This is a genomic window from Paenibacillus sp. P46E (assembly GCF_001909095.1).
In the GTDB taxonomy this organism is placed as follows: Bacteria; Bacillota; Bacilli; order Paenibacillales; family Paenibacillaceae; genus Paenibacillus_AQ; species Paenibacillus_AQ helianthi.
The window spans coordinates 277396-299370 of the sequence record NZ_LVYZ01000002.1 but is presented as its reverse complement, the minus strand read 5'-3'; the positions used below and the strand labels follow the sequence as shown (position 1 = coordinate 299370).

19 protein-coding genes and 1 riboswitch are annotated in these 21975 nt (G+C 54.4%); of the genes, 11 read left to right on the top strand and 8 right to left on the bottom strand.

From position 1 onward, the window contains the following. Positions 1-90: 90 nt before the first annotated feature. Positions 91-2544 carry a heavy metal translocating P-type ATPase gene (locus tag A3849_RS02590; protein WP_074110027.1) on the top strand — a complete coding sequence of 818 codons (2454 nt, stop codon included), beginning with the start codon at positions 91-93 and terminating at the stop codon, positions 2542-2544. Positions 2545-2611: 67 nt separating this feature from the next. Here A3849_RS02590 and A3849_RS32670 read toward each other — a convergent pair whose 3' ends face one another. After that, positions 2612-2983 carry a hypothetical protein gene (locus tag A3849_RS32670; protein WP_178382583.1) on the bottom strand — a complete coding sequence of 124 codons (372 nt, stop codon included), beginning with the start codon at positions 2981-2983 and terminating at the stop codon, positions 2612-2614. Between the two features lie 49 nt (positions 2984-3032). Continuing rightward, positions 3033-3995 (bottom strand): DMT family transporter, encoded by a 963-nt coding sequence (locus A3849_RS02580; RefSeq protein ID WP_074110026.1) that lies wholly within the window; start codon positions 3993-3995, stop codon positions 3033-3035. A 159-nt stretch (positions 3996-4154) separates the two neighbouring features. On the opposite strand from A3849_RS02580, the gene A3849_RS02575 reads away from it, so the two are divergent. From A3849_RS02575 to A3849_RS02550, 6 genes are all read left to right on the top strand, one after another. Then, on the top strand, positions 4155-5498 hold the full coding sequence (locus A3849_RS02575; RefSeq protein ID WP_074110025.1) for an aminotransferase-like domain-containing protein: 1344 nt from the start codon (positions 4155-4157) through the stop codon (positions 5496-5498). Between the two features lie 80 nt (positions 5499-5578). Then, entirely contained in the window at positions 5579-6331 is a 753-nt protein-coding gene (gene nfsA, locus A3849_RS02570) for an oxygen-insensitive NADPH nitroreductase (protein ID WP_074110024.1), read from the top strand. A 240-nt stretch (positions 6332-6571) separates the two neighbouring features. Continuing rightward, positions 6572-7483: an ABC transporter ATP-binding protein gene (locus tag A3849_RS02565; RefSeq protein WP_074110023.1), complete on the top strand. Its 912-nt coding sequence runs from the start codon at positions 6572-6574 to the stop codon at positions 7481-7483. Then, the gene (locus A3849_RS02560; protein WP_074110067.1) at positions 7483-8220 is read left to right on the top strand and encodes an ABC transporter permease; all 738 of its coding nucleotides are present in this window, start codon (positions 7483-7485) and stop codon (positions 8218-8220) included. Before A3849_RS02565 ends, A3849_RS02560 begins: the two co-directional genes overlap by 1 nt. A gap of 27 nt (positions 8221-8247) precedes the next feature. Beyond that, the gene (locus A3849_RS02555) at positions 8248-9378 is read left to right on the top strand and encodes a sensor histidine kinase (protein WP_256700621.1); all 1131 of its coding nucleotides are present in this window, start codon (positions 8248-8250) and stop codon (positions 9376-9378) included. After that, positions 9375-9977 (top strand): response regulator transcription factor, encoded by a 603-nt coding sequence (locus A3849_RS02550; protein WP_074086670.1) that lies wholly within the window; start codon positions 9375-9377, stop codon positions 9975-9977. Before A3849_RS02555 ends, A3849_RS02550 begins: the two co-directional genes overlap by 4 nt. Positions 9978-10667: 690 nt before the next feature. On the opposite strand, the gene A3849_RS02545 is transcribed toward A3849_RS02550, so the two are convergent. The 4 genes from A3849_RS02545 to A3849_RS02530 are packed head-to-tail and all read right to left on the bottom strand — an operon-like array spanning position 10668 to position 13753. Next, positions 10668-11525, bottom strand: coding sequence for an ABC transporter ATP-binding protein (locus A3849_RS02545; protein ID WP_083613336.1), 858 nt, complete (start codon positions 11523-11525; stop codon positions 10668-10670). A 54-nt stretch (positions 11526-11579) separates the two neighbouring features. Further along, entirely contained in the window at positions 11580-12341 is a 762-nt protein-coding gene (locus A3849_RS02540) for an ABC transporter permease (protein WP_074110021.1), read from the bottom strand. Then, positions 12338-12631 (bottom strand): thiamine-binding protein, encoded by a 294-nt coding sequence (locus A3849_RS02535; RefSeq protein ID WP_074110020.1) that lies wholly within the window; start codon positions 12629-12631, stop codon positions 12338-12340. The genes A3849_RS02540 and A3849_RS02535 overlap by 4 nt, the downstream gene beginning before the upstream one ends. Before the next feature lie 51 nt (positions 12632-12682). Next, positions 12683-13753: an ABC transporter substrate-binding protein gene (locus A3849_RS02530; RefSeq protein ID WP_074110019.1), complete on the bottom strand. Its 1071-nt coding sequence runs from the start codon at positions 13751-13753 to the stop codon at positions 12683-12685. A gap of 123 nt (positions 13754-13876) precedes the next feature. Beyond that, a riboswitch (TPP riboswitch) is annotated at positions 13877-13988 on the bottom strand. A 180-nt stretch (positions 13989-14168) separates the two neighbouring features. On the opposite strand from A3849_RS02530, the gene A3849_RS02525 reads away from it, so the two are divergent. Continuing rightward, positions 14169-15245, top strand: coding sequence for a cobalamin-dependent protein (locus A3849_RS02525; protein WP_074110018.1), 1077 nt, complete (start codon positions 14169-14171; stop codon positions 15243-15245). A gap of 21 nt (positions 15246-15266) precedes the next feature. Further along, entirely contained in the window at positions 15267-16952 is a 1686-nt protein-coding gene (locus tag A3849_RS02520; RefSeq protein WP_074110017.1) for an ATP-binding protein, read from the top strand. 29 nt (positions 16953-16981) lie between these two features. Here the strand turns inward: A3849_RS02520 and A3849_RS02515 are convergent, their stop codons facing one another. Beyond that, positions 16982-18451, bottom strand: a complete 1470-nt coding sequence (locus tag A3849_RS02515; RefSeq protein ID WP_074110016.1) for a hypothetical protein — start codon at positions 18449-18451, stop codon at positions 16982-16984. 45 nt (positions 18452-18496) lie between these two features. Beyond that, positions 18497-19669 (bottom strand): MFS transporter, encoded by a 1173-nt coding sequence (locus tag A3849_RS02510; protein ID WP_074110015.1) that lies wholly within the window; start codon positions 19667-19669, stop codon positions 18497-18499. A gap of 160 nt (positions 19670-19829) precedes the next feature. On the opposite strand from A3849_RS02510, the gene A3849_RS02505 reads away from it, so the two are divergent. Both A3849_RS02505 and A3849_RS02500 read left to right on the top strand, forming a co-directional pair. Then, positions 19830-20270 (top strand): pyridoxamine 5'-phosphate oxidase family protein, encoded by a 441-nt coding sequence (locus A3849_RS02505; RefSeq protein WP_074110014.1) that lies wholly within the window; start codon positions 19830-19832, stop codon positions 20268-20270. A gap of 606 nt (positions 20271-20876) precedes the next feature. Then, a complete protein-coding gene (locus A3849_RS02500) occupies positions 20877-21914 on the top strand; it encodes an EAL domain-containing protein (RefSeq protein WP_074110013.1) in 1038 nt (345 codons plus the stop codon). The last annotated feature ends 61 nt before the right edge of the window (positions 21915-21975 follow it).

Genomic DNA, 21975 nt, shown 5'->3' with positions numbered 1-21975 from the left:
TGGAGCGGGGAATCCTTGAGATTTCAGAGGCGCCAATGCCTTTTCTTTTACAAAATATTATACCCCTTGGGGGTATGGGGGTGCGAATAAATGGAGAAGACAGCTGAATCCGCCCTGCAGCAGACCACGCTGCAGATTACGGGAATGACCTGTTCTGCTTGCGCGGCACGGATTGAGAAGGGGCTCTCCCGTATGGAGGGGGTATCCAAGGCCAATGTGAATCTGGCGCTGGAGCAGGCAACCGTGGGATTTGATCCTGCGGTTGCGGGAGTGCCGCAAATCGAGGAGAAGATCCGCTCGCTTGGCTATGATACCCGCAAGGAGTCAGCGGATTTCGATATCTCAGGCATGACCTGCGCGGCTTGTTCGGCACGGATTGAGAAAGTGCTGGGACGCATGCCGGGTATTGCAGCCGTGAACGTGAATCTGGCGCTGGAAACGGCGCATGTGGAGTATGCGCCGGGGAACGTTGGTGTATCCGACATTATGGAGAAGGTAAGCAGCATTGGCTACAAGGCAACCTTGAAGCAGGATCGCAAGGAACAAGCCGACCAGCGCGGGCAGGAGATTGTGCGCAAGCGGAATAAGTGGATGATTTCTGCCATTCTCTCATTTCCGCTGCTATGGGCAATGGCAGGTCACTTTACCTTTACAGACTGGATCTGGACACCGGAGCTGCTGATGAATCCCTGGTTCCAGCTGGTGCTGGCTACGCCGGTTCAGTTCATCATTGGCTGGCAATTCTATATCAGTGCCTATAAGGCGCTGAAGAACGGCAGCGCTAATATGGATGTACTGGTAGTGCTGGGCACCTCGGCGGCCTATTTCTACAGTCTGTATCTGACGATCGATTCCCTGAGTATGAGCGGAATGAGTCATTCCGTGGATATGTACTACGAGACCAGCGCGATTCTGATTACGCTAATTCTGGTCGGCAAATGGTTCGAAGCCCTGGCAAAAGGACGTTCCTCCGATGCGATCCGCAGTCTGATGGGCCTGCAGGCCAAGACCGCACTGGTGGTGCGTGACGGTGCAGAGCTGAGCATCCCGGTAGAGGAAGTGATTCCGGGAGACCTGGTTCTCGTGAAGCCTGGAACGAAGGTTCCTGTGGATGGAGAGGTTATTGAAGGTCTGTCCTCTGTGGATGAATCCATGCTGACCGGTGAGAGCATTCCGGTGGAGAAGAAGCCGGGAGACAGTGTAATCGGAGCTACACTGAACAAAAACGGCATGCTGCGGATCAAGGCCCGTAAGGTAGGCCGTGATACCGCGCTGGCGCAAATTATTAAAGTGGTTGAAGAGGCCCAGGGCTCCAAGGCGCCGATCCAGCGGATCGCTGATGTGATATCCGGCATTTTTGTGCCGATTGTCGTGGCGATTGCGGCGCTGACCTTTGTGATCTGGTATGTCTGGGGCGCTCCCGGCCAGTTCGCTGAGGCGCTCGAGAAGGCTATTGCCGTGCTGGTTATTGCCTGTCCATGTGCGCTGGGTCTGGCTACACCTACCTCGATTATGGCTGGATCAGGCCGCGCAGCTGAATTCGGCATTCTGTTCAAGGGCGGCGAGCATCTGGAAGCCGCGCAGGGGATTCAGGTTGTGGTGCTGGATAAGACGGGTACCGTTACAAGCGGCAAGCCTGTATTGACGGATATCCTTACAACTACAGGCATCGCCGCGCATGGCAGGGAAAACGCCGAGAACCGCCTGCTTGCTCTTACGGCAGCTGCGGAAAAGCTCTCGGAGCACCCGCTGGCGGATGCCATCGTCGCCGGTGCTGCTGCCAGAGGCCTGGAATTGCCTGAAGCCGGACAGTTCCAGGCTGTACCGGGACGCGGAATTACCGCAGTGGTCGACGGACAGACCGTAAGTGTAGGCACCCGCAGGATGATGGAGGAAGGCGGCGTGGACCCTGGTCAATGGACAACGCTTATGACGAAGCTGGAGCAGGAAGGCAAGACCGCAATGCTCGTATCCGTAGACGGTGTGATCGCCGGAGTAGTAGCGGTGGCCGATACCATCAAGGAAACCTCGCGGGCTGCGGTAGCCAAGCTGCATGAAATGGGCATTGAAGTGGTGATGATTACCGGGGATAACAAGATTACGGCACAGGCCATCGCCGGGCAGGCCGGCATCCGTACGGTGCTGGCCGAGGTGCTTCCGGAGGGCAAGGCCGCCGAGATCCGCAGACTGCAAAGCGGCGGAGTCAAGGTAGCCATGGTCGGCGACGGCATCAACGATGCTCCTGCCCTGGCGACAGCGGACACCGGGATGGCCATCGGCACCGGTACCGATGTGGCGATGGAAGCGGCAGACATCACATTGATGCGCGGTGACCTGATGAGCATACCCGATGCGGTCATGATGAGCCGCAGAACGATGCGGAATATCAAGCAGAATTTGTTCTGGGCACTTGCCTATAATACGATTGGCATCCCGGTCGCCGCGCTGGGTTTCCTGGCCCCATGGCTGGCCGGTGCGGCAATGGCATTCAGTTCGGTCTCGGTTGTCCTGAATGCGCTGCGGTTGCAGCGGGTGAAGCTGTAAAGACACTGTAAAGACACGGCCCCAAGTGGAAAGCTCCTGCGGCTGAACGTAAAAGAATCGCTTAGCGTTAAACGCTGGCGATTCTTTTTGTTGATGTTGTAGGAGAGCCGCGGGCCGGATTGCCCGGAAACAACGGCAGGAATGCCGTTGTAGGAGCGCCGCGGGCTGGATTGCCCGAAAACAACGGCAGGAATGCCTTTGTAGGAGAGCCGCGGGCCCGTCTGCCCGGAAACAACGGCAGAAATGCCGTTGTAGGAGCGCCGTGGGCCGGATTGCCCGGAAACAACGGCAGGAATGCCGTTGTAGGAGCGCCGCGGGCCCGTCTGCCCGGAAACAACGGCAGAAATGCCGTTGTAGGAGCGCCGTGGGCCGGATTGCCCGGAAACAACGGCAGAAATGCCGTTGTAGGAGCGCCGCGGGCCGGATTGCCCGGAAACAACGGCAGGAATGCCGTTGTAGGTGCCCCGCCACCCAGGGACGCTGACGCATTACCTGCTGGATGTACTTAGTGGCTTGGGCAGAGCAGCCTGGGCGCTGGCTTTTGCCTTTTTACGGCCCAGCCAGTTTGTGCCAATGACCCCTGCGATAATCAGCAGCGATCCAATCCAGTGATACACTGTAATGTCCTCCCCGAGAAGGACAGCTCCGGCACCGATGGAGACGATGGTCGAGAGATTGGTGAACACGCTCATGAGGGAGGCTTCTATTTTGGACAAGATATAGGTTGATGTCAGGGTGGTGACGAGTGATGCGATAACGCCCAAGTACACAGCAGACAAGATAAAGGTGCCGCTCTGGAGCGGCTGAAGGAAGTCGCCCAGGGTTCCGCTGGCTACATGTCCGGTGAGCGAAGTGATCAGGAAGGCGGCGAAGCCAATCCCCATCATCAGGTAGCTGAGTTCAGCGGGGCTGAAGTGGCTGGAGAGCGAACGTGCCAGCACGCTGTACCCGGCAAAGGCCAGGCAGGTCAGGAACAGCAGTACGATCCCGGTCATGTTGGACAGATGAAGGCTGCCCCCTTTCATGATAAAGATAAACACAACGCCGAATACAGACAGGAAGATACATAGCTTTTGGAGAAGGGTTGTGGTCTCCTTCAAGAATATCGAGGCGATGATCATTGTCACGACCGGAGTAAACGAATAGAGAATCCCTCCCTCGGCAGAGGTCGCGTGCTGGAGTCCGAATACTTGAAGGGTGAAAAATCCAAGCGGGTACATGGCTGCCAGCAGCAGCGCCTTGAGAACCGGCTTGCCGCGGTAGGATATTTTGACCCAGCCGAAGGCGACGGGGATCGACATCACTGCAAATGAAGCGGCGAAGCGGTAGGTTAACGTGTCGAGCGGTCCGGCATGGCCGAGCGCCACTTTGGTGAAGAAGAATGAGAATCCGATGATGACTGCGTTAAGCACGGCAAAGGTATAAGCCAGCTTGAGTCCGTTTTGCTGCATGAGTGCATCTCCCTTTCGTGAACAGGACAGGATCGCCGAAACGTCTTATCTGTTACTTTAAAATTAAAGGGAAATCCGCAGGTCAACAATACCCGTTTTTCACTACTGTACCGGTACAGTTAACTGTATACTAAATAAAAAAGTGAAGGGAGGCGTGCCATGAAAAAGTTTCATGCAGTTTTATCCCAAATGGAGAAGGGCATCAAGGGAGGACAGTTCAGCCCCGGGCAAAAGCTGCCTTCTGTCCGTAGTGCCGCAGAGTTCTATGGGTGCAGTGTCAGCACGATTCTTCGGGCGTATGGGGAGCTGGAGAGATCACACATGATTTATTCCATTCCGCAGAGCGGATATTACATGGTGGACAGGACGGAGGAACCGGCCGCTTCCGGCAGCAGTGGGGAGATCGATTATGCCTCGGCCTCGCCCGATCTGAACGTATTTCCGTATTTGGATTTCCAGCACTGCCTCAACAAGGCGATTGACCGGTACAAGTATCATTTGTTCACCTATGGAGATTCGCTGGGGCTGGAGACGCTGCGCCATACGCTGGTGTCTCATCTGGCAGAGTATCAGGTTTTTGCCAAAATGGAACGCATCCTGATCACTTCGGGTATCCAGCAGGCGCTGGAGATTCTGGCCAGGATGCCGTTCCCTAACGGCAGGACGGAAATATTGGTTGAACAGCCGGGCTATGATATATACCTGCGGTATTTGGAGGCGGAAGGGATCACGGTGAGCGGAATCGCCCGTTCAGCGGCAGGGATAGATCTGCAGGAGCTGGAGGAGAGGTTCAGAGGCGGGCGAATCAAATTCTTTTATACCATGCCCAGATATCATAATCCGCTCGGAACCTCATACAGTGCAGAGGAACGGAGAGCCATCGCCGGGTTAGCGGGCAAATACGATGTATACATCATCGAGGATGATTACATGGCGGACCTTGGGGCGGAGCGGCGGTTTGATCCAATCTATGCGTATGACCAGACGGCTCATGTGGTTTATTTGAAAAGCTTCTCCAAAATCATTTTTCCGGGTCTCCGGCTGGGTGCGGCTGTGGTGCCTGAACCGCTGCTGGAAACCTTCCGCGCCTATAAAGGCTACACAGACACTTCGTTGTTGTCCCAGGCCGCGCTTGAGGTATACATCAAGAATGGCATGTACGAGCATCACAGGCACAAAATAGAAGCCCTGTACGCCGAAAGGATTCATGCCATGTATGAGGCCCTCCGGCAGCACAATACGGAAGATTTGATTGAGGTGTCTGCTGAAAGCTCCGGCATGTATATGCAATTCAAGGTGCCGGGAACAGTGAATCTGGAGCGTCTGGTCAAACGGCTGGGGGAGCGGAAGATCCGGGTCGTATCCGGCAATGGATTCTATCTGTCCGGGTACCGGAATCGGGAAAAGTTCCTGCGCATCAGCATTTCACGCGCCCGGCTGGATCAGATTGATGAGGGGGTCAAGGCCATTGTCCAGGAGGTGAAGCGGGGGAGCGGGTGGTAGAGCGCAGCTGTGCCTGTTGTTTGTGGCTTTATTTGTGTTCATAATGCTTATATAACTAGAAAAAAGTGAGGGGAAAGATCATGAAACCCAATAACGAAACACTGGAGCTGCTGAACCGGCATACCTCTGTCCGCCAGTTTTTGGACAAGCCGGTCAGTGACGGGCAGCTGGCGGCCATCATCGGAGCGGCCCAGATGGCCTCAACCTCCAGCAGTGTCCAGGCTTACACAGTCATTGCAGTGACCGAGCCAGCCCTCCAAGCCCAGCTGTCCAAGCTGTCCGGCGGCCAGGCTTACATTGAGCAGTGCCCGGTGTTCCTGGTGTGGTGCGCCGATCTGTACCGCCTGCGGGAGATCAGCGGACCTTATCTGCAGGGGGCCGAATCTTACGAGGATTCCACCGAGAACCTGATCGTAGCCACCGTCGACGTAGCGCTGGCCGCCCAGAATGCGGCGGTTGCCGCCGAGTCGCTTGGTCTTGGCATTGTCTATATCGGCGGAATCCGCAATCATATTGCAGAGGTGTCTGAACTGCTGGGACTGCCCGAGCTGGTCTATCCGGTCTTCGGCATGTGCCTGGGGTATCCCGCCGGAGTGAACGGTATCCGTCCGCGTCTTCCGCTCCAGGCGGTGCTGCATCATAATGGCTATCAGGCTGAAACGTCGGTAGAACAGGTTAAAGTGTATGATGAAATAACGCGGGATTACATGCGTGAACGGACCGGAGGGCAGAAGGATACGCCTTGGTCCGAGATGATGGCAGGGCGTCTAGCCCAGCCCTCCCGGCTGCAGATGAAGGAGTTTTTGCTGCAAAAAGGGTTCATGCAGAAATAGGCCGGGATGGCCTGAAGCCTGCCAATTCCATAGGGTCAAAGCCAAAGAGCCTCCTGTCAACGCTTCACGTTGGCGGGGGCTCTTTGGCTTGCCCGGTGAAGCAGACAGATGGTGCTGTGCTTGCGCTAAGCCGGATGACAATTGTCACCCGGAAAAAATGACAGTCCATACTGATGTCCTCTTCTGTTATTGATTACTATGGAAGTACGGCAAAGACATTAGGTGATGGAGGAATCAGACATGAATCACGTGATTGAAATGAACGGCGTCAGTAAAGCCTTCAATGATAAAAAAGCGGTCGACGGTATCAGCTTTACCATCGGCAAGGGGTCCATTACAGCGGTCCTTGGACCAAACGGAGCAGGAAAAACAACGATGATATCGATGCTGCTTGGGCTGCTGGAACCCACAGAAGGAACGATTAAGGTATTTGGAAGCTCTCCCCGGGATGTGAGGGTGCGGGAGCGCAGCGGGGCTATGCTGCAGGAGGTGAGCGTAATGGACCGGCTTAAGGTCCGTGAGATTATCGCCCTGATCCGCAGCTATTATCCGCAGCCGATGGATATGGACTTTCTGTTGGGGGCAACAGGGCTGGCTCCTGCGGATCTGAACCGCTATGCAGAGAAGCTCTCCGGCGGCCAAAAGCGCAGTCTCTCCTTTGCGCTGGCGTTGGCGGGAAACCCGCAGCTGCTGTTCCTGGACGAACCGACGGTTGGGCTGGATACCACGGCCCGGCGGCACTTCTGGGACACCGTGAGGGAGCTGGCCGCCCGGGGCACAACAATATTGTTCACGACCCATTATCTGCAGGAAGCTGAGGATATTGCCGACCGGATTCTGTTGTTCAGTCAAGGGACTATCGTAGCGGACGGCAGTCCGGAAGAGATCAAGGCAAGAATGGTTAAGCAGTCGCTATCCTTCCTTCCGGCCGGGAATGCCGCACAGCTGCGCGGGCAACTGCTGGAACTGCCTTTTGTTGAAGATTGCTACGACAAAGACGGCCGGATCTATGTGACCACAGAGAATACGGACGAGGCACTCCGGGGGATTTTTACCGGCGGACTTGCCGTGAGGGATGTGCGTATTCACCAGGGAAGCCTTGACGAAGCATTCGAGCAGTTAACCATGAACAGGGAGGAAGATACGAAATGATGAGACTTGTTGCTGTGCAGTGCAAAGCGGAGATGCTGCGGATTTTCCGCAATCCCTATTATGTATTCTGGTCCTTGCTGATGCCGATCATGTTTTACTTTATCTTTACAAGAGTAGTGAACACGGGGCCCGATGATGCCTCGGAGTGGCAGGCGCATTACCTGATGTCCATGGCCGCTTTCAGTGTAATGGGTTCCTCGATTATGACTATGGGCATCCGGTTGGTCCAGGAGCGGACCCAGGGCTGGAGCACATTTATCCGTATCACCCCGCTGCCGTCTTCGGTATATTTCACAGGTAAAATGTTCGGACAGACCCTCATGCATCTGTTCTCGGTACTCTGCATTTTTCTCGCTGGGTATTTGATGAACGGCGTATCACTGACGGCTGGACAATGGCTGCTGAGCGGACTGTGGATTCTGGCGGGCTCCATGCCTTTTCTGGCCCTCGGTACGCTGGTAGGTTTCATGAAGCGTGTCGATACGGCAAGCGGTGTCAGCAATGTGCTCTATATGGGGCTGGCGGTTGCCGGAGGCATGTGGATGCCGCTTGATATTATGCCGAAGCTGATGCAGCGGATTGGTCACTGGTTGCCTTCCTATCATTTTGGGGAGGGGGCCTGGAGAATCGTTGCAGGGAATCCTCCGCAGTGGGGAAGCATTCTGATTTTGCTCGGATATCTGGCGGTCTTTATGATACTATCGGTTTATATCCGAAAAAAACAGGAAGCGGTGTAATTCATAATGACGCGCAGGCAGTTCCGGATGTTTCCGCAAAGAATCGGCTTTTTCCCTTATATGTGGCTTCTGTACTTATTGTTTCCAATCATCAACCTGCAGGAGGAGCATGGAATCAAGCTGGTGCTGGGTGCAGTAATGCTGGCCTTGTTCGCCGTGACCTACCGTCAGCTCTATTGGGTCACCGGCAGAGATTTTACCCTGTGGCTGGCTCTGCAGGTGCTGATTATTGTGATTCTGAGTGTAGCTTATACGCCCTATGATCTGTTTATGGGCTTCTTTACGTCGAATTTTATCGGCTGGTACACGGAGAAAAGACACTTCAAAATGGCTTATTCTGCTTTTGCAGCTATGGTGCTTGTCCCGTTAATCATGGCTACCTGGGGGATGCCTATAGGGGATCTGCTGTTCCTGTACCCTTTCATGATTATTATGCTGGTCTCCCCGTTTGGTATCCGCTCACTGTACCGCAAGAGAATGCTCGAAAAGGAGCTGGATCAGGCGAATGAGGTCATCAAGGAGCTGGTCAAACGTGAGGAACGGATGCGGATCGCCCGGGATCTGCATGATACGCTGGGGCATACGCTGTCGCTGATTACCCTCAAGAGCCAACTGGTGGAAAAGCTTGCGGCCAAGGATGCCGTCCGTACACAGGCGGAAGCGAGAGAAATCCAGCGGATATCACGCGCTGCGCTGCGCCAGGTTCGTGAGCTGGTATCGGAGATGCGTGCCATATCCGTGGCTGAGGAGCTGGCTGAAGTTGGGGAGATGCTGCGCACTGCAGAGATTATCCTGGAGATCGAGGGGGACACGGTGCTGGAGGGTGTATCCGACCTGACGCAGAATATTCTGAGTCTCTGCATCAAGGAAGCAGTAACTAATATTGTGAAGCACAGTGAAGCAGACTGGTGCCGGATTGCCATTGCCATGGCAGAGGGGGACGTCCAGATTACCATTGAAGATAATGGGGTTGGTCTGCATAGCCGGGATCCGGAAGGCCGGGGGCGGAGCGAAGGCAACGGGATCAAAGGGATGGCCGAACGGCTGTCACTGATTGATGGATCGATTACGCTGCGTTCGGGAGCAGAGCGGGGGGCTGTCTTGACGGCAGTTGTCCCGAGAGTAGTCAAGGAAAGAAAGGATGGAGTGACCGCATGATACGCATCGTGATTGCCGAAGATCAGCGCCTGCTGCGCGGGGCCATGGCTTCGCTGCTGGATCTGGAGGACGATATTGAAGTGGCGGGGGAAGCCGGAGACGGAGCAGAGGCGCTTGCAGTGATTGAACGGCTTCAGCCGGATGTATGCCTGATGGACATAGAGATGCCTTATAAAAGCGGGCTGGAGGTCGCGGAAACGCTGAAAGCTAAGGGCTGCGCCACCAAAATCATTATCCTGACCACCTTTGCCCGCCCGGGATATTTTGAACGGGGCGTGAAGGCTGGTATTCAAGGTTATCTGCTGAAGGACGAGCCGGTGGATAAGCTGGCGGATGCGATCCGCCGGGTGATGGCCGGCCACCGGGAAGTGTCTCCCGAGCTGGTCTTCGGCAGCCTGCGGGAAGAGAATCCGCTGTCTTCCCGGGAACAGGAGATCCTGAAGCTGGCGGGTGCCGGCCAGAGTGCGGGAGAAATTGCCGCTACGCTGCATCTTTCCTACGGCACCGTCCGCAATTACATATCGGAAATTCTGAATAAGCTGGAAGTGAAAAGCCGGATCGAAGCCGTGCGGCTGGCAGAAGAGAAGGGCTGGATGTAGAAGGAAAGCGTACTTCAATTGAAGTCCAGATATACTGCGAATGAATTGGAAGCTCAGCTATGCTGCAGTAGAATGAAATGGATGGAAGTTCAGCTGTGATTGTTAGGCATACTTTCTTAAAAGTGGCTGAATGGCTGAGTGGCCAAAGGAACAACGGGGAGCAGGCATTAGGCGAATCTAAAGGGTTAGTGGAATTTATACCCTTAATCTGGCGGGATTTGAGCGTTTTCAGGGTTTAGTGGGATTTTGTACACTTAATTCTGGCCAACGAGCCCTAGAATGGGCTTGTGCGTTGAAATAGGTATACTTTTTCCAACAAAGCGCACTCTATGCTTGTTATGCGCAGAAATAAGTGTATAATTTCCCACTAATTCTCAACGGAACATACTCAATAGGTCCGGTCCCTTCATAGGGGGCCGGGCTTATTTGTTGCAATTGAGTAAAGACAGCCAATGTATTTCAAGCAGGTGGAACGCAGGTTGGTCCGGCATGCTGCGTGGATGCAGCCGGGCAAGCTGTGAATGGAATGCGGCCTCTATGCGTAGACGCGGCCGGGCGTGCTGCGAATAAAATGCGACCGGGCCTGCTGCGTGGACGCGGCCCCGGCCCGGCATGCTGTCTAGATGCGGCCCGGCAAGCTACCTGGACGCGGCCCAGTACGCTGCGTGGATGCGCCCTGTAACGCTGCGCTTACCGGACTGTCCTGGCCTGCTCCTCGCGCATCCATTCCGACAGCTCGCGTCTGAGCTGCAGAAATTCCAGAGAGTCGGTTATTTCCCCGCGCCGCGGACGCGGGAAAGGGACATCAACGATATGTAGGACGGAGCCGGGCCGTCCCGAGAAAACATAAATACGGCTGGAGAGAAGGAGTGCTTCCTCGATATTATGGGTAATGAATAATACCGAACGGCGGTTTTCTTCCCACAGCTCCAGCAGCCAGTGCTGCATCTGCTCACGGGTCAGCGCATCGAGCGCACTGAACGGCTCGTCCAGCAGCATCAGCTCCTGCGGTGCGAGCAGCGCACGCAGGAAGGCTGCCCGCTGCTGCATACCGCCCGACAGCATATGCGGGTAGGCGCGTTCGAACCCGCCCAGACCGACCTTGTCCAGCCAGTGGCGGGCGGCTGCCCGTGCTTCGGCCTTGGGTTCGCCCTTCAGCTCACCGGCGAGCAGGACATTGTCTTCGATGGTACGCCACGGGAACAGTGCAGGCTGCTGAGGCATATAGCTGATCTCTCCGCGCTGCCCGGTGACGATCTTACCGCCCATGCTTACCGTTCCGGCATCAGGCAGCTCCAGGCCCCCGATGATGTGGAACAAGGTGCTTTTGCCGCAGCCGGAAGGGCCGACAATCGAGACGAATTCCTGGGGCTCAACCGTTAGAGATACATTGTCGAGCACACGGGTCTCGCGGCCGCGGTAGAAGAAGGCCTTGGATACGCCGTTTACGTTCAGCGCGGTAGGCGAGGCTTGAGTTTCGGGCAAGTGCCCAAAGGAAACCTGTTCCCTGGTGTTCGAGTTGGGATAGCCTGCTGTCAAATCATTCATCCCCTTTCCGGGAAGTGTAGGTGGGACAATTCTGTAAAGTGTGCATAGCCTGCATCAGGAGGTCTTGCGCGGCTTCCAGCGTACCAGCCATTTCTCGAGAAGTGCGATCAGGGCAAACAGCACCAGACTAAGAAGAACAATAATTACGATGGCAACAAACATCCGGTCTGTGCGGTAGGAGGCCTTCTGCAGCAGCATGTAATAGCCAATGCCCTTGTCTGCGCCGATCCACTCGGCAACCACAGCACCCATTACAGCATAGGTCGCGGAGATTTTAAGACCGGAGAACAGGGCGGGCAGAGAACCGGGCAGCTCCAGCTTGGAGAAGATATGCCACTTGCTGGCCCCGGCCATTTTCATATAGTTCATCATGATCCGGTCGCTTTGGGCCAGCCCGCCCATGGCGGCGACGGCAACCGGGAAGAAGCAGACGAGTGTGATGAGTACGATTTTGGGCAGCAGTCCGAACCCGAACCAGATAATCAGCAGCGGCCCGAGGGCAATGGAGGGCACATTCTGGCTGAGAATCAGCAGCGGATACAGCGCTCTTTTCAGCCAGGGCACCAAATGCAGCAATAGAGCTACAATCAGGCCCACACCTGTACCGATCGGGAAGCCGATCAAGGTCAGCCGCAGCGTTGCAGCCGTATGCGCCCAGATGCCGGAAGCGTTACCCCGGGATTCGCGGGCGATATCACCGGGGCTTGGCAGCATCCAGGAAGGGACATGAAGTACGGAAACGGCTAATTGCCATACACCCAGAAAAAAGATGACCGCCACAAGGGGCGGCCAGATTTGGTTCCAGTACGATCTCACGGCCGGTATTTTTCCGTCAGCTTATCCATGCTGATTCCGCTGGGGTTATGGGCGATCTTAATTTGCGAGATGACGCTGGGGCTGCCCGCTGCGATCAGTGCTTCATGCATTTGGCGTACCACCTCAAGCAAATCGGTGAGTTCGCCTTCCATCGTAGTTTCGAGCGGATTCACCTGGTGCTTGACGCCGGATTGCTGGATGACCTCAATGGCCTTATCCACATAAGGAATAGAATCCTCGTTATTCGGAGTTTTAGGAATGACTTGAATGCTGAGCAGAGTGTTTGCCATATCAATCAGATCCTTTCAGGTTGGGTATGCGTACAATTTGCAGGTGTAACATTACTTGCTCTCAGGAAGAAATTCATTCGTGAACGCTGAAGCGGTATCCAGTGGTTTGTCCAGCAGCTTCAGACTGTACATCCAGTCGGCGTAATTCTTCCAGACCTCGGCTTTCTGCTCTCCCCATCTGGAGGCATCGTCCGTATATTTCGGGCTAAGCCATTTCTGACTGGCCAGGACGAGCTTGGGATCCAGATCCGGCACAGCCTTCGAGAGGATGGCGGCAGCTTCTTCCGGCTTGTCGATCGCATATTGATAGCCTTTGGAGGTAGCTGCAAGGAACGCCTTTACCAGCTCCGGATGCTCAGCGATTTCCTTCTCGCTCGTGGTCAGGACCGGGGTGTAGTAATCCAACTGAGGGGCGTAATCCTTCAAATACAGCATGTCCAGCGGCTCACCGCGCAGCTCGGCTTCAATACCGGTCCAGGCGTAGAATATCCAGGCAAAATCGATGTCGCGTTTCACGGCGGTGAAGAAATCAGCTTCGCCGATATTGACCAGCTTTACCTTTTTAACATCGCCGCCTTGAGGGTCCATGATCGCCTTCATGGCAGCTTCTTCAGCCGGGGAGCCCCACCCGCCGTAGGTTTTGCCTTCGAAATCTTTCGGTGTCTTGATATTGCGGTCCTTCGGGGCGGCAAACCCCGAGGTATTATGCTGGATGATGGCGGCGATGGAGACGAGCGGCACATCCTGCAGACGGGCCAGAGTGAGCGCCTCCTGGGCACTGATGCCAAAAGCGGCTTCGCCTGAGGTGACCATCGTGTCGGCTCCTGCCGCACCCGGCTGTACAATTTCTACATCCAGGCCTTCCTCCTTGTAATAACCAAGCTCTTTGGCTGCATAGAGGCCGGTATGGTTCGTATTCGGCGTCCAGTCCAGCGCGACCTTAATCTTGGTCAGTTCCTTAGGCGCGTCCGTTCCTGCCGCGGTTGCTTCCGGCGCGGCGGTGCTGTCCCCGGCTGGAGCGGCGCTATTCCCACCGGAATTGGCTGTATTGCTGCCGCACCCGGCCATGACGATGACCAGTATGCAGCTGATGCAGAGCATTAGTGCTTTTTTGACTCCCATTTCTATTCTTCTCTCCTTCCAGCTAACCCAGTCTTCCGAACTCTGATGATGTCCATACCAAAAAAAGCGCCCCGAAGATCGGGACGCCAGCAATTGCGTTAGGTGGCCGCTTAGCCAAAACGGCTGAATGCGGGTGGTGATTCCTACGCTGGCATTATCCAGATCAGGTATAAGGGTCAGTATCTATGTGGGATACACTCTCAGCCGGCCAATTCCAGCCCCCCTGGTACTATGAAGTTATGGGTGTTGCTATGTTCTTACGCTGTATTATAGCGGTCCCCTTCGGGGTTGTCCAGTAGTGGCCCCGGATTCCAGCAATCCGCCCAGGCACTGCCAGGCACGCCGGGTAGACTTACCATATGTTATATAATAAGATTAATACTTTACAATTATGTTTCGGAAAAGGAGTGACCCTATGCTCACTGATCAGCAAAATGCCGGAGAACGGCTGAAGGTGCTAGCGGAACAGTTGGCTGAAGAAGTCACTTTACGTCAGTATGAACGCCAGCCCGAGTTACGGCACAGATTCGGCCCTTCCGGAATGGCAAGAACCAAACAGGATTCACTATATCATTTACGGTATTTGGCGCAAAGTGTGGCGCTGGACAGTCCACTTTTATTTATTAATTATATTGTCTGGCTGAAGGTGCTGCTGGCACAGTACAAAATCACGGGTAAGGATCTGCAGATCAATCTGGGGCTGATGAAGGAAGCTATAGGCTCACAGGTTGGGACACCGGAGAAAGAGCTGATTCTGAGCTATCTGGATATGGGAATTCACCATACGCTCGAAGAGCAGAGTGTGCAGCCTTTTCTTCAACCGGACAAACCCTATTACCGCGAGGCAGAGAAGTACCTGAAGCTGCTTCTGAACAGTGAACGCCGCAAGGCTTCGGAATTTGTGCTGGGGCTGCATGATGAAGGTGTGCCTATTCATGATCTGTATCTGCACATTTTCCAGAACAGTCAGTACGAGATTGGCCGTTTATGGCAATTGGGTTCCATTACTGTAGCTCAGGAGCATTACTGTACAGCTTGTACCCAGAGTATTATTTCGCAGCTGTATCCGCGGTGGATTCAGGCTCAGGAAGGAAAAAAAACGATGGTGGCGGTCGGAGTCGGCCAGGAACTGCATGAGATCGGACTGCGGATGCTAGCAGATTTCTTCGAAATGGAGGGCTGGAACACCTATTATTTGGGCTCTAATATGCCTACAGAGGGTTTAATCCGGTATCTGAAGGAGCAGCCTGCTGACCTGCTGGCCATCTCCATCACCATGACTTTTCACGTATCGGAGGTTCAGCATCTGATCGCGTCGATCCGTACGCATACCGAACTGAACCACATTAAGATTATGGTCGGCGGAATGCCGTTTAATATAGACAGGGAGCTGTGGCGCAAAGTGGGTGCCGACGGCTATGCCCCCGATGCTAAGGGAGCGCTGGAGGTAGCGGGGCGTCTTATACCCGAAGGGATACTCCGGGAGAATTGACATAGAAGGCGGGAGAGGGAAATGACCGACCATGAGCAAGAGATCCGGAAACTGAGGGAGACCATTGAGACGCTCTCTAATCAGGTGATTCAGGGACAGCAAAGAGAAGAACAGGCCTTGGCAGAATTCTCCGCGATGAACAATGAATTAATTACGATGCACCGGCTGCTCGCCAAGAACAGTGCCAGGCTTAAGGCGATGAAGGAAGAGGCGGAACGGGCCAACCGGGCGAAAAGCCTGTTCCTGGTTACAGTAAGCCACGAAATACGTACGCCGATGAACGGCATTTTGGGAATGACCGAGCTGCTGGAGGCTGGGGGGGCGACGGATGAGCAGCGGGTTCAGCTGGGGGTCATCCGGGAATCGGCCCAATATCTGCTGCAAATGATCAATAATCTGCTGGATATCTCCAAGATTGAAGCGAGTAGAATGGAACTGCAAAATTCTCCGCTGAGTATACGCAATCTGCTTGAACATGCGGCGAGTCTGCTCTCTCCGGCCGCCGCGAAGCGCGGGAATATTCTGAAATGGCAGGTTGCAGGCCGTGTGAGGAGTACGCTGAGCGGGGACTCGTCCAAAATTCTTCAGATACTCATTAATTTGTTGGGGAATGGCATTAAGTTCACACGAAACGGGGTAGTCGAGGTGACCGTGGGATTGGCTGGCGAGGATGACACGCATCAGCGGCTGTACTTCGAAGTCAGGGACGAGGGCATCGGCATCCCGCTGAAGGATCAAGCGAAGCTGTTCCGGCCGTATTCTCAAGTCAGCCGCGGGCCGGAGATGGCTACGGAGGGAACGGGCTTGGGCTTATCCATTTGCAAGTCGATGGTGGAGCTGATGGGCGGGTCAATCGGGGTGGACAGTGCGCCTGGCCAGGGCTCAACCTTCCGGTTTGAGATTGCCCTGGAGAAGACTGCTGAACCGCAGGAAACCCTGAATTCACCTCAGGCTTTTGTACCGGAGGCCCGCTTCAGCACAATGCCGGTGCTGGTTGCTGAAGATAATGGACTGAACAGTACGCTGTTGCTGCTGCAGCTGAAGAAATTGGGCATTACAGATGTGGAACTCGCTGACAACGGAAATGAAGCTGTAGAAGCGTGGCAGCGGAGAGAGTTCGGGCTTATCCTGATAGATAGCCGGCTGCCGGGTATGAATGGGAGCGAGGTGGTCCGGACCATCCGCCAGCTGGAATCCGCCGGGGCCAGATCCAGAATTCCCATTATTGGTGTAACCGGCGATGGATCGGAAGAGAGCCGGGAAGCATTTTTCCATGCAGGGCTGGACGACTGGGCGGTGAAGCCGCTGAATCTGGATAAGCTGAAGCAGCTTCTGGACCGGTGGTTCGGTCCTGAACCGTATATTCCGGTGCTGAATGCGGATACGGTATCCGGCATCCGGGAAATGGACGGGGAGGAAGAGCCTGAGCTTCTTCGTGTGCTTGTGGACATGTTCAAGAACGATACACCGCTGCGGTTGACCGCCCTGCAGGCGGCGGCTACAGCAGGGGATCTTTCCGAGATTGCTGCGGTGGCCCACAGTCTGAAATCCGGCAGCCTGGGGCTGGGAGCACAGTACTTCGCCCATGTATGCGCGGGCATTGAACGGCACGCCAGAAGCGGAGAATATGAACGGGCGGCGCTGCTGTTACCCACGCTTGCGCTTGCGTATGCGGAAGCCTGCCGGGAATTGGAGAACCTGCTGTAGCTCAGCGGGTTCTCTTTTTTATAGGTTTGTCAGTCATATCCCTGAACTCTTTTTCTTTTTCTGCGGCGGCTGCGGATTCCGTTCCACAACTGCTTCAGGCTCAGGCCGATACTGACAGCAATCCCCGTAAATGCAACGAACAGCGCCAGATATTCAAATGGGGAGTACTCCAGCATTTTGCTCCAGTCAATCTTGCCTTTAAGGTCCTCGATCACCTGATTCATGCCATAAATACCGCTCACCACGGTGAACACCGTCAGGATCATCAGCAGCGTGTCCCGCCGTTTAGCCTGGAATTTCTCCTGGTATTGAAACAGGTCATTCAAGGTCATTTTGACCTCATCGAACAGGGCGTCATTCCCGTAGACCTTGCGCAGCTGGAAAAAAATCTCCCGGCCCTGGGACTGCGAAATGAGCTCCAGAAAATAAAATTTGGCCGAGAACTTGTTGATCATAAAGATCAGGTTCTCGATTTCATCCACATCGTGGTTAATGCGCAGCCGGGAGTGGATATTGGCCAGCTTCAGCAGAACGATTTTATGAAATATGCTCAGCAGGAGCCCGTAATAATATTCTCCATACATCTGATTAATAAGCTTGGTGGCTACCCCGGATTCAGCCCGGCTCAGGCAGCAGAACGTCTGCTCATTCGTCATGTAATAGGTGTCGGGCCCCCAGCGGCTATAACCGTGCTCCCCGCAATACTCCCGAATATACCCGGGATCGCTGGCGCTGATGTATGGCTTGCCTTCCAGGGTCATACCATCCAGCTGGGAAGCGCGGTACAGCAGCTCCGCGCTAATCTCATTTTCCTTGTCCTCCTGCCGGTCAAACCCGTAAAAAGCCTGAACCAGCATTCTCTCATCCACAAAGAACGGCAAAGTTTCGAAATAGGCGCCATTGATTTCCGAAGGGTCGAGAAAAGGCTCCAGTCCGCCCACTACATTCCTGAACACAAAATCCTCCACCTGATCAAAGGAACGGTCATGACAGTGGATGGAGGTTAGTTTGTCCTGAAAAGATACATCCTCCAGCGTCCGGAAACGGTCGGCGAACTCAAGGACGGTGCTGAAGGGGAGATGCTTGTCCCCAATGCTGATTCTAATCGTCAGGAATCCGAGATCAAAAGGGCAGACAAATACATCCGTCGAGAGCACTTGAAAATGAACAGATTGTCCGGGCATCTCCATCCTGCAGGGCAAATGGTTGGCCCGGGAAAAGCGGCGGAAGGAATCCTTGTCCTTCTCGCGGGGAAACAGCACATGGGCAGCAAACGGAAGGTAGCTCCGCTCCATCTTTTCATGGGAAACACAGTAGCCTTCGCCGTAATAAGCGTTCTCCAGTTCTTTGTTGTCAAGAAAAAACCGGGTGAACCCTTCATTTGTCAGATGTTCGATCAGCTTCATATCCTCACCTTCTTTTACGGAAAAGGGGAAGATGAACTGCAGCAGGGCCGTATGAAGTGTTGGTTCAGAAGCAACAGGGATAAGTTCAGACATGAGATAGGTCCCACCCTTGCACGAAGGATAATTACACGAACTATATTACCCTATTTTCCAGGCTGCCACGCTAAGGAGGAACAGCACGGCGGCACAAGCGGCCAGCAGTCCCGAGGTCTGGGCGATCTGCAGATGATCCATGGACCAGCCGGTGGCAAGCGGCAGCACCGCGCCGCCGATTCCGCCGGAAGCGATCATAATGCTGGGGGTGGATTCCTCGGCTCCGGGCAGCAGCTTGCTGGAGAAGACGAGCGCTATGGAGAAGATGCCTGACATGCATAGACCGAGCAGCGCCAGTACAGCAAAAGCAGCTACGCGCTGCGCCGCGAACGGGAAGATCGCCAGCAGCAGCACAGTAGCGAAGCAGCTGGCCAGCACATATCTCCGATAGGAGATCCGCTCGGCTAGAACCCCGGCGTACAGCCGTCCCGCAGACATCGCCAGCCAGAAGAAGGTGACCGTTAGGGCCGCCGAAGCATCACTCATGCCGAGTTTGGCTATGAAGATCGCCGGCATGAAGTTGACGAGGCTCATCTCCGTACCCACATAGAGAAAGAAGAAAGCTATGAACAAGCTGAGGAGTATCCACTGCCTGCCTTTATAGGGCAGCTTTCTTGAACGCAGGCGCTCAGCCCCCCGTTCCTTGCGCGGGGGGCGTTCGTCGAGAACGCTCTGCAGGCGGCCGAACCCGCCCTTGGCCCAGAACAGCAGAGAGATCAGCGCAAAGACCGCGACGATCAGGAAGGCCAGTCTCCAGGCGCCGGCTGCAATTAGCGGGCTTGCAACCAGCGGCATCGCGAGCGCGCCTACGCCGAACAGCACCTCCAGCCGGCTCATGGCCACTGCGGTTCCTTCTGTGACAGCTGCTATAATGATTGTTCCGATGACGGCTTCAATCATGCCGAAGCCAAAGCCTGCGGCCATGGCGATGACATACATCCAGCCCCATGGCGGGAGAAAGGCATAAGCGGTTTCCACACACAGCAGCAGGCCGGTGGCGATCAGCAGACCGCCCCGTTTGCCGAAACGGCGGTTCAGCAGCGGCGAGATTAGCACACCGGCCAGGAATCCGGCAAATTGGCTGAAGATCAGCTCGCCGCCAGCGCTGTAATTACGGTCATAATGCTGCAGCAGAACGGGAAGAATTGAGCCCAGAACCACATGGGCTAGTCCGATAACAAAGTAGGAGAGGCAGCCAATCCAGATTAATTTTTTCAAGTAGGGAAGCTCCTTCTGTAATGAGGTTATGGCTGGACGCGGGATTCAATACCCTCTGAACGGGTACACTATAATAAGCAACGGTTTTATCATAAATCCAAACTGAGGACGTGGATATATAAACTTATATTCACATGAATAGAAAGGGGCTGTTTCGTCAATGGATAACAGAGAGCTGGAGCAGACGATCATCAAGGTGCTGGATGACAACAAGTTCGGGTCCTTCGGTACGATAGAAGCTGGCAACAAACCTAAGGTTCGTTATATGGCGGTATTTCATGACGGGCTTCACATTTATTTGGCAACCAACCGCCAAACGCATAAGGTAGAGGAGCTTGGGGATAATCCGAATGCTTTTCTGCTGCTTGGATATGAACAGGGCGGCGGCAAAGATGTGCTTGAAATTGAGGCCACCGTTGCCATCACCAAGGATGAAGGCCTGCGGTCCAAAGTATGGAACAAAGAGCTGGAAAAATGGTTCAAGGGTCCGGATGACCCCAACTATGTGATCCTGGAGCTGAAGCCGACACGAATTGAGTATATGGGTAAGGACCAGCAGCATGGCGTCTGGGAAGGCTCGGCGGCGGTCTCCGGCAAGTAGGAGTGTTATTTTTTGATACTTGAAAAGAAGAACGCCAAGCAGCGATTCTGCCGTTATTGGAGAATCGCTGCTTGGCGTTTTCAGGTGGGTTGTAGAACTTGTATGCCTCCTTCGGATCTCTCCGCTATATAGTTTGAAATTCGAAACACCTGATGAGGGGGGCTATCACTTTTAGTGGAAAAAGGTTCACTAATCCAACTCATTCGGCATATAGAGTACCCTATGTGGGAAAAAGTAAAACTAATTCTGCTGAAAACGGCCGTATGGGATGATTATGCTTGAATTAGGTGTACAAAATCCCATTAAACCTTTTGTAGCCAGGGTTAAAGCCTATTTAGTTTTACCTATTCCACCTAGCTCCAGTTCCTAAGGTCACTTCATGACATAGTTCAAGCTTCAAGCCTCAAGCCTCCAAGCTCCTGCCTCCAGTTCAACAGCAACCCGGACACAGTTTTGTTCACGGGTCGTCAAGCTATGCGTCCACGTACATCTTACTCGAAAAACTGAGGGGGATTTTGTCTCAAGAGCCATGGCTGGCCTATGGGAAATCATGTTATACTTTGCCTTACAGGCAGTATCGACATCATGAGGGGTGGAGGGGATTCCATGAGCTGCATTGACTGTTCTCCCATTGAACCGGTGGAAGACGAAGGGGATTTGAAATTCAGGCCATGCACGGTTCCCCTTGTTGCCGCTGTGAAGGCTGAAGGTTACGCGGTTGAAGAAGTACAAGACGAAGGTAAGATTACATATGGATCCCGCGAGGAACTCTTGCAGCTTCTGGAGCGGCTGGACCGGATTCAGCAGGAGCTGGGTCTACAATTGTCGGTATGCCTTAGCGGCCGGAATGGCCGGATGTTGGTGGAGCGGTGGCTTAGGCTGGAGCAGCTGAAGGTCAGATTTACCAGTGAGAATCTGATTGCCATCATTGCCAATCACAATTTCTGCAGCCATATGCAGCCTATTGTGGATTTCAACGAGGCCATTATCGGCTTTGAGCTCTTGCTGCGGCCGCTCCCGGGGAGCGCCTTTTTTAAACCCTACGAGCTATTTGAGATTGCCCGGCAGACCGGATTTCATTCTTTTCTTGACCGGGCTGCGCGCATATCGGCCATTGAGACCAGCTCAAGGCTGCTGCCAAAGGGGATCAAGCGGTTTGTTAATTTTTTGCCCTCCTCCATCTACAATCCTAAGTATTGTCTGACTCACACCTTTGAAGCCATTAGACGTCTGGACCAGATCCCGGAGGACTTTGTGTTTGAGGTCGTGGAGACGGAAGAGATTGCAAATATTCCCCATCTGCAGGATATTTTTAGCGAATATCGCAAACAGGGCCTGCTGGTCGCACTGGACGATGTCGGTGCCGGCCATTCCACGGTAGAGGTTATGACGAGCCTGAGGCCGGATTATGTCAAAATTGACCGCGGGCTAATCAGCTTCTGTGACCAGGATGACGCGAAACAGCGGATCATCCGGGATATCATGAACCGGGCATGGGATTATGGTGCCAAGGTGCTGGCTGAAGGCATTGAGCGGCGGGAAGAGTTTCTGTTCTGCCGGGATATCGGCATGGACCTTGGACAAGGATACCTGCTGGGCAAACCGTCGGACAAGCCGCCGGCCCGTTTTGGACACATTGCATAATAGTAAGTTTATTCATCCTCGGGTGCGCAGATGCTTCTCTGTGCTGCCCCGGGGATTTCTT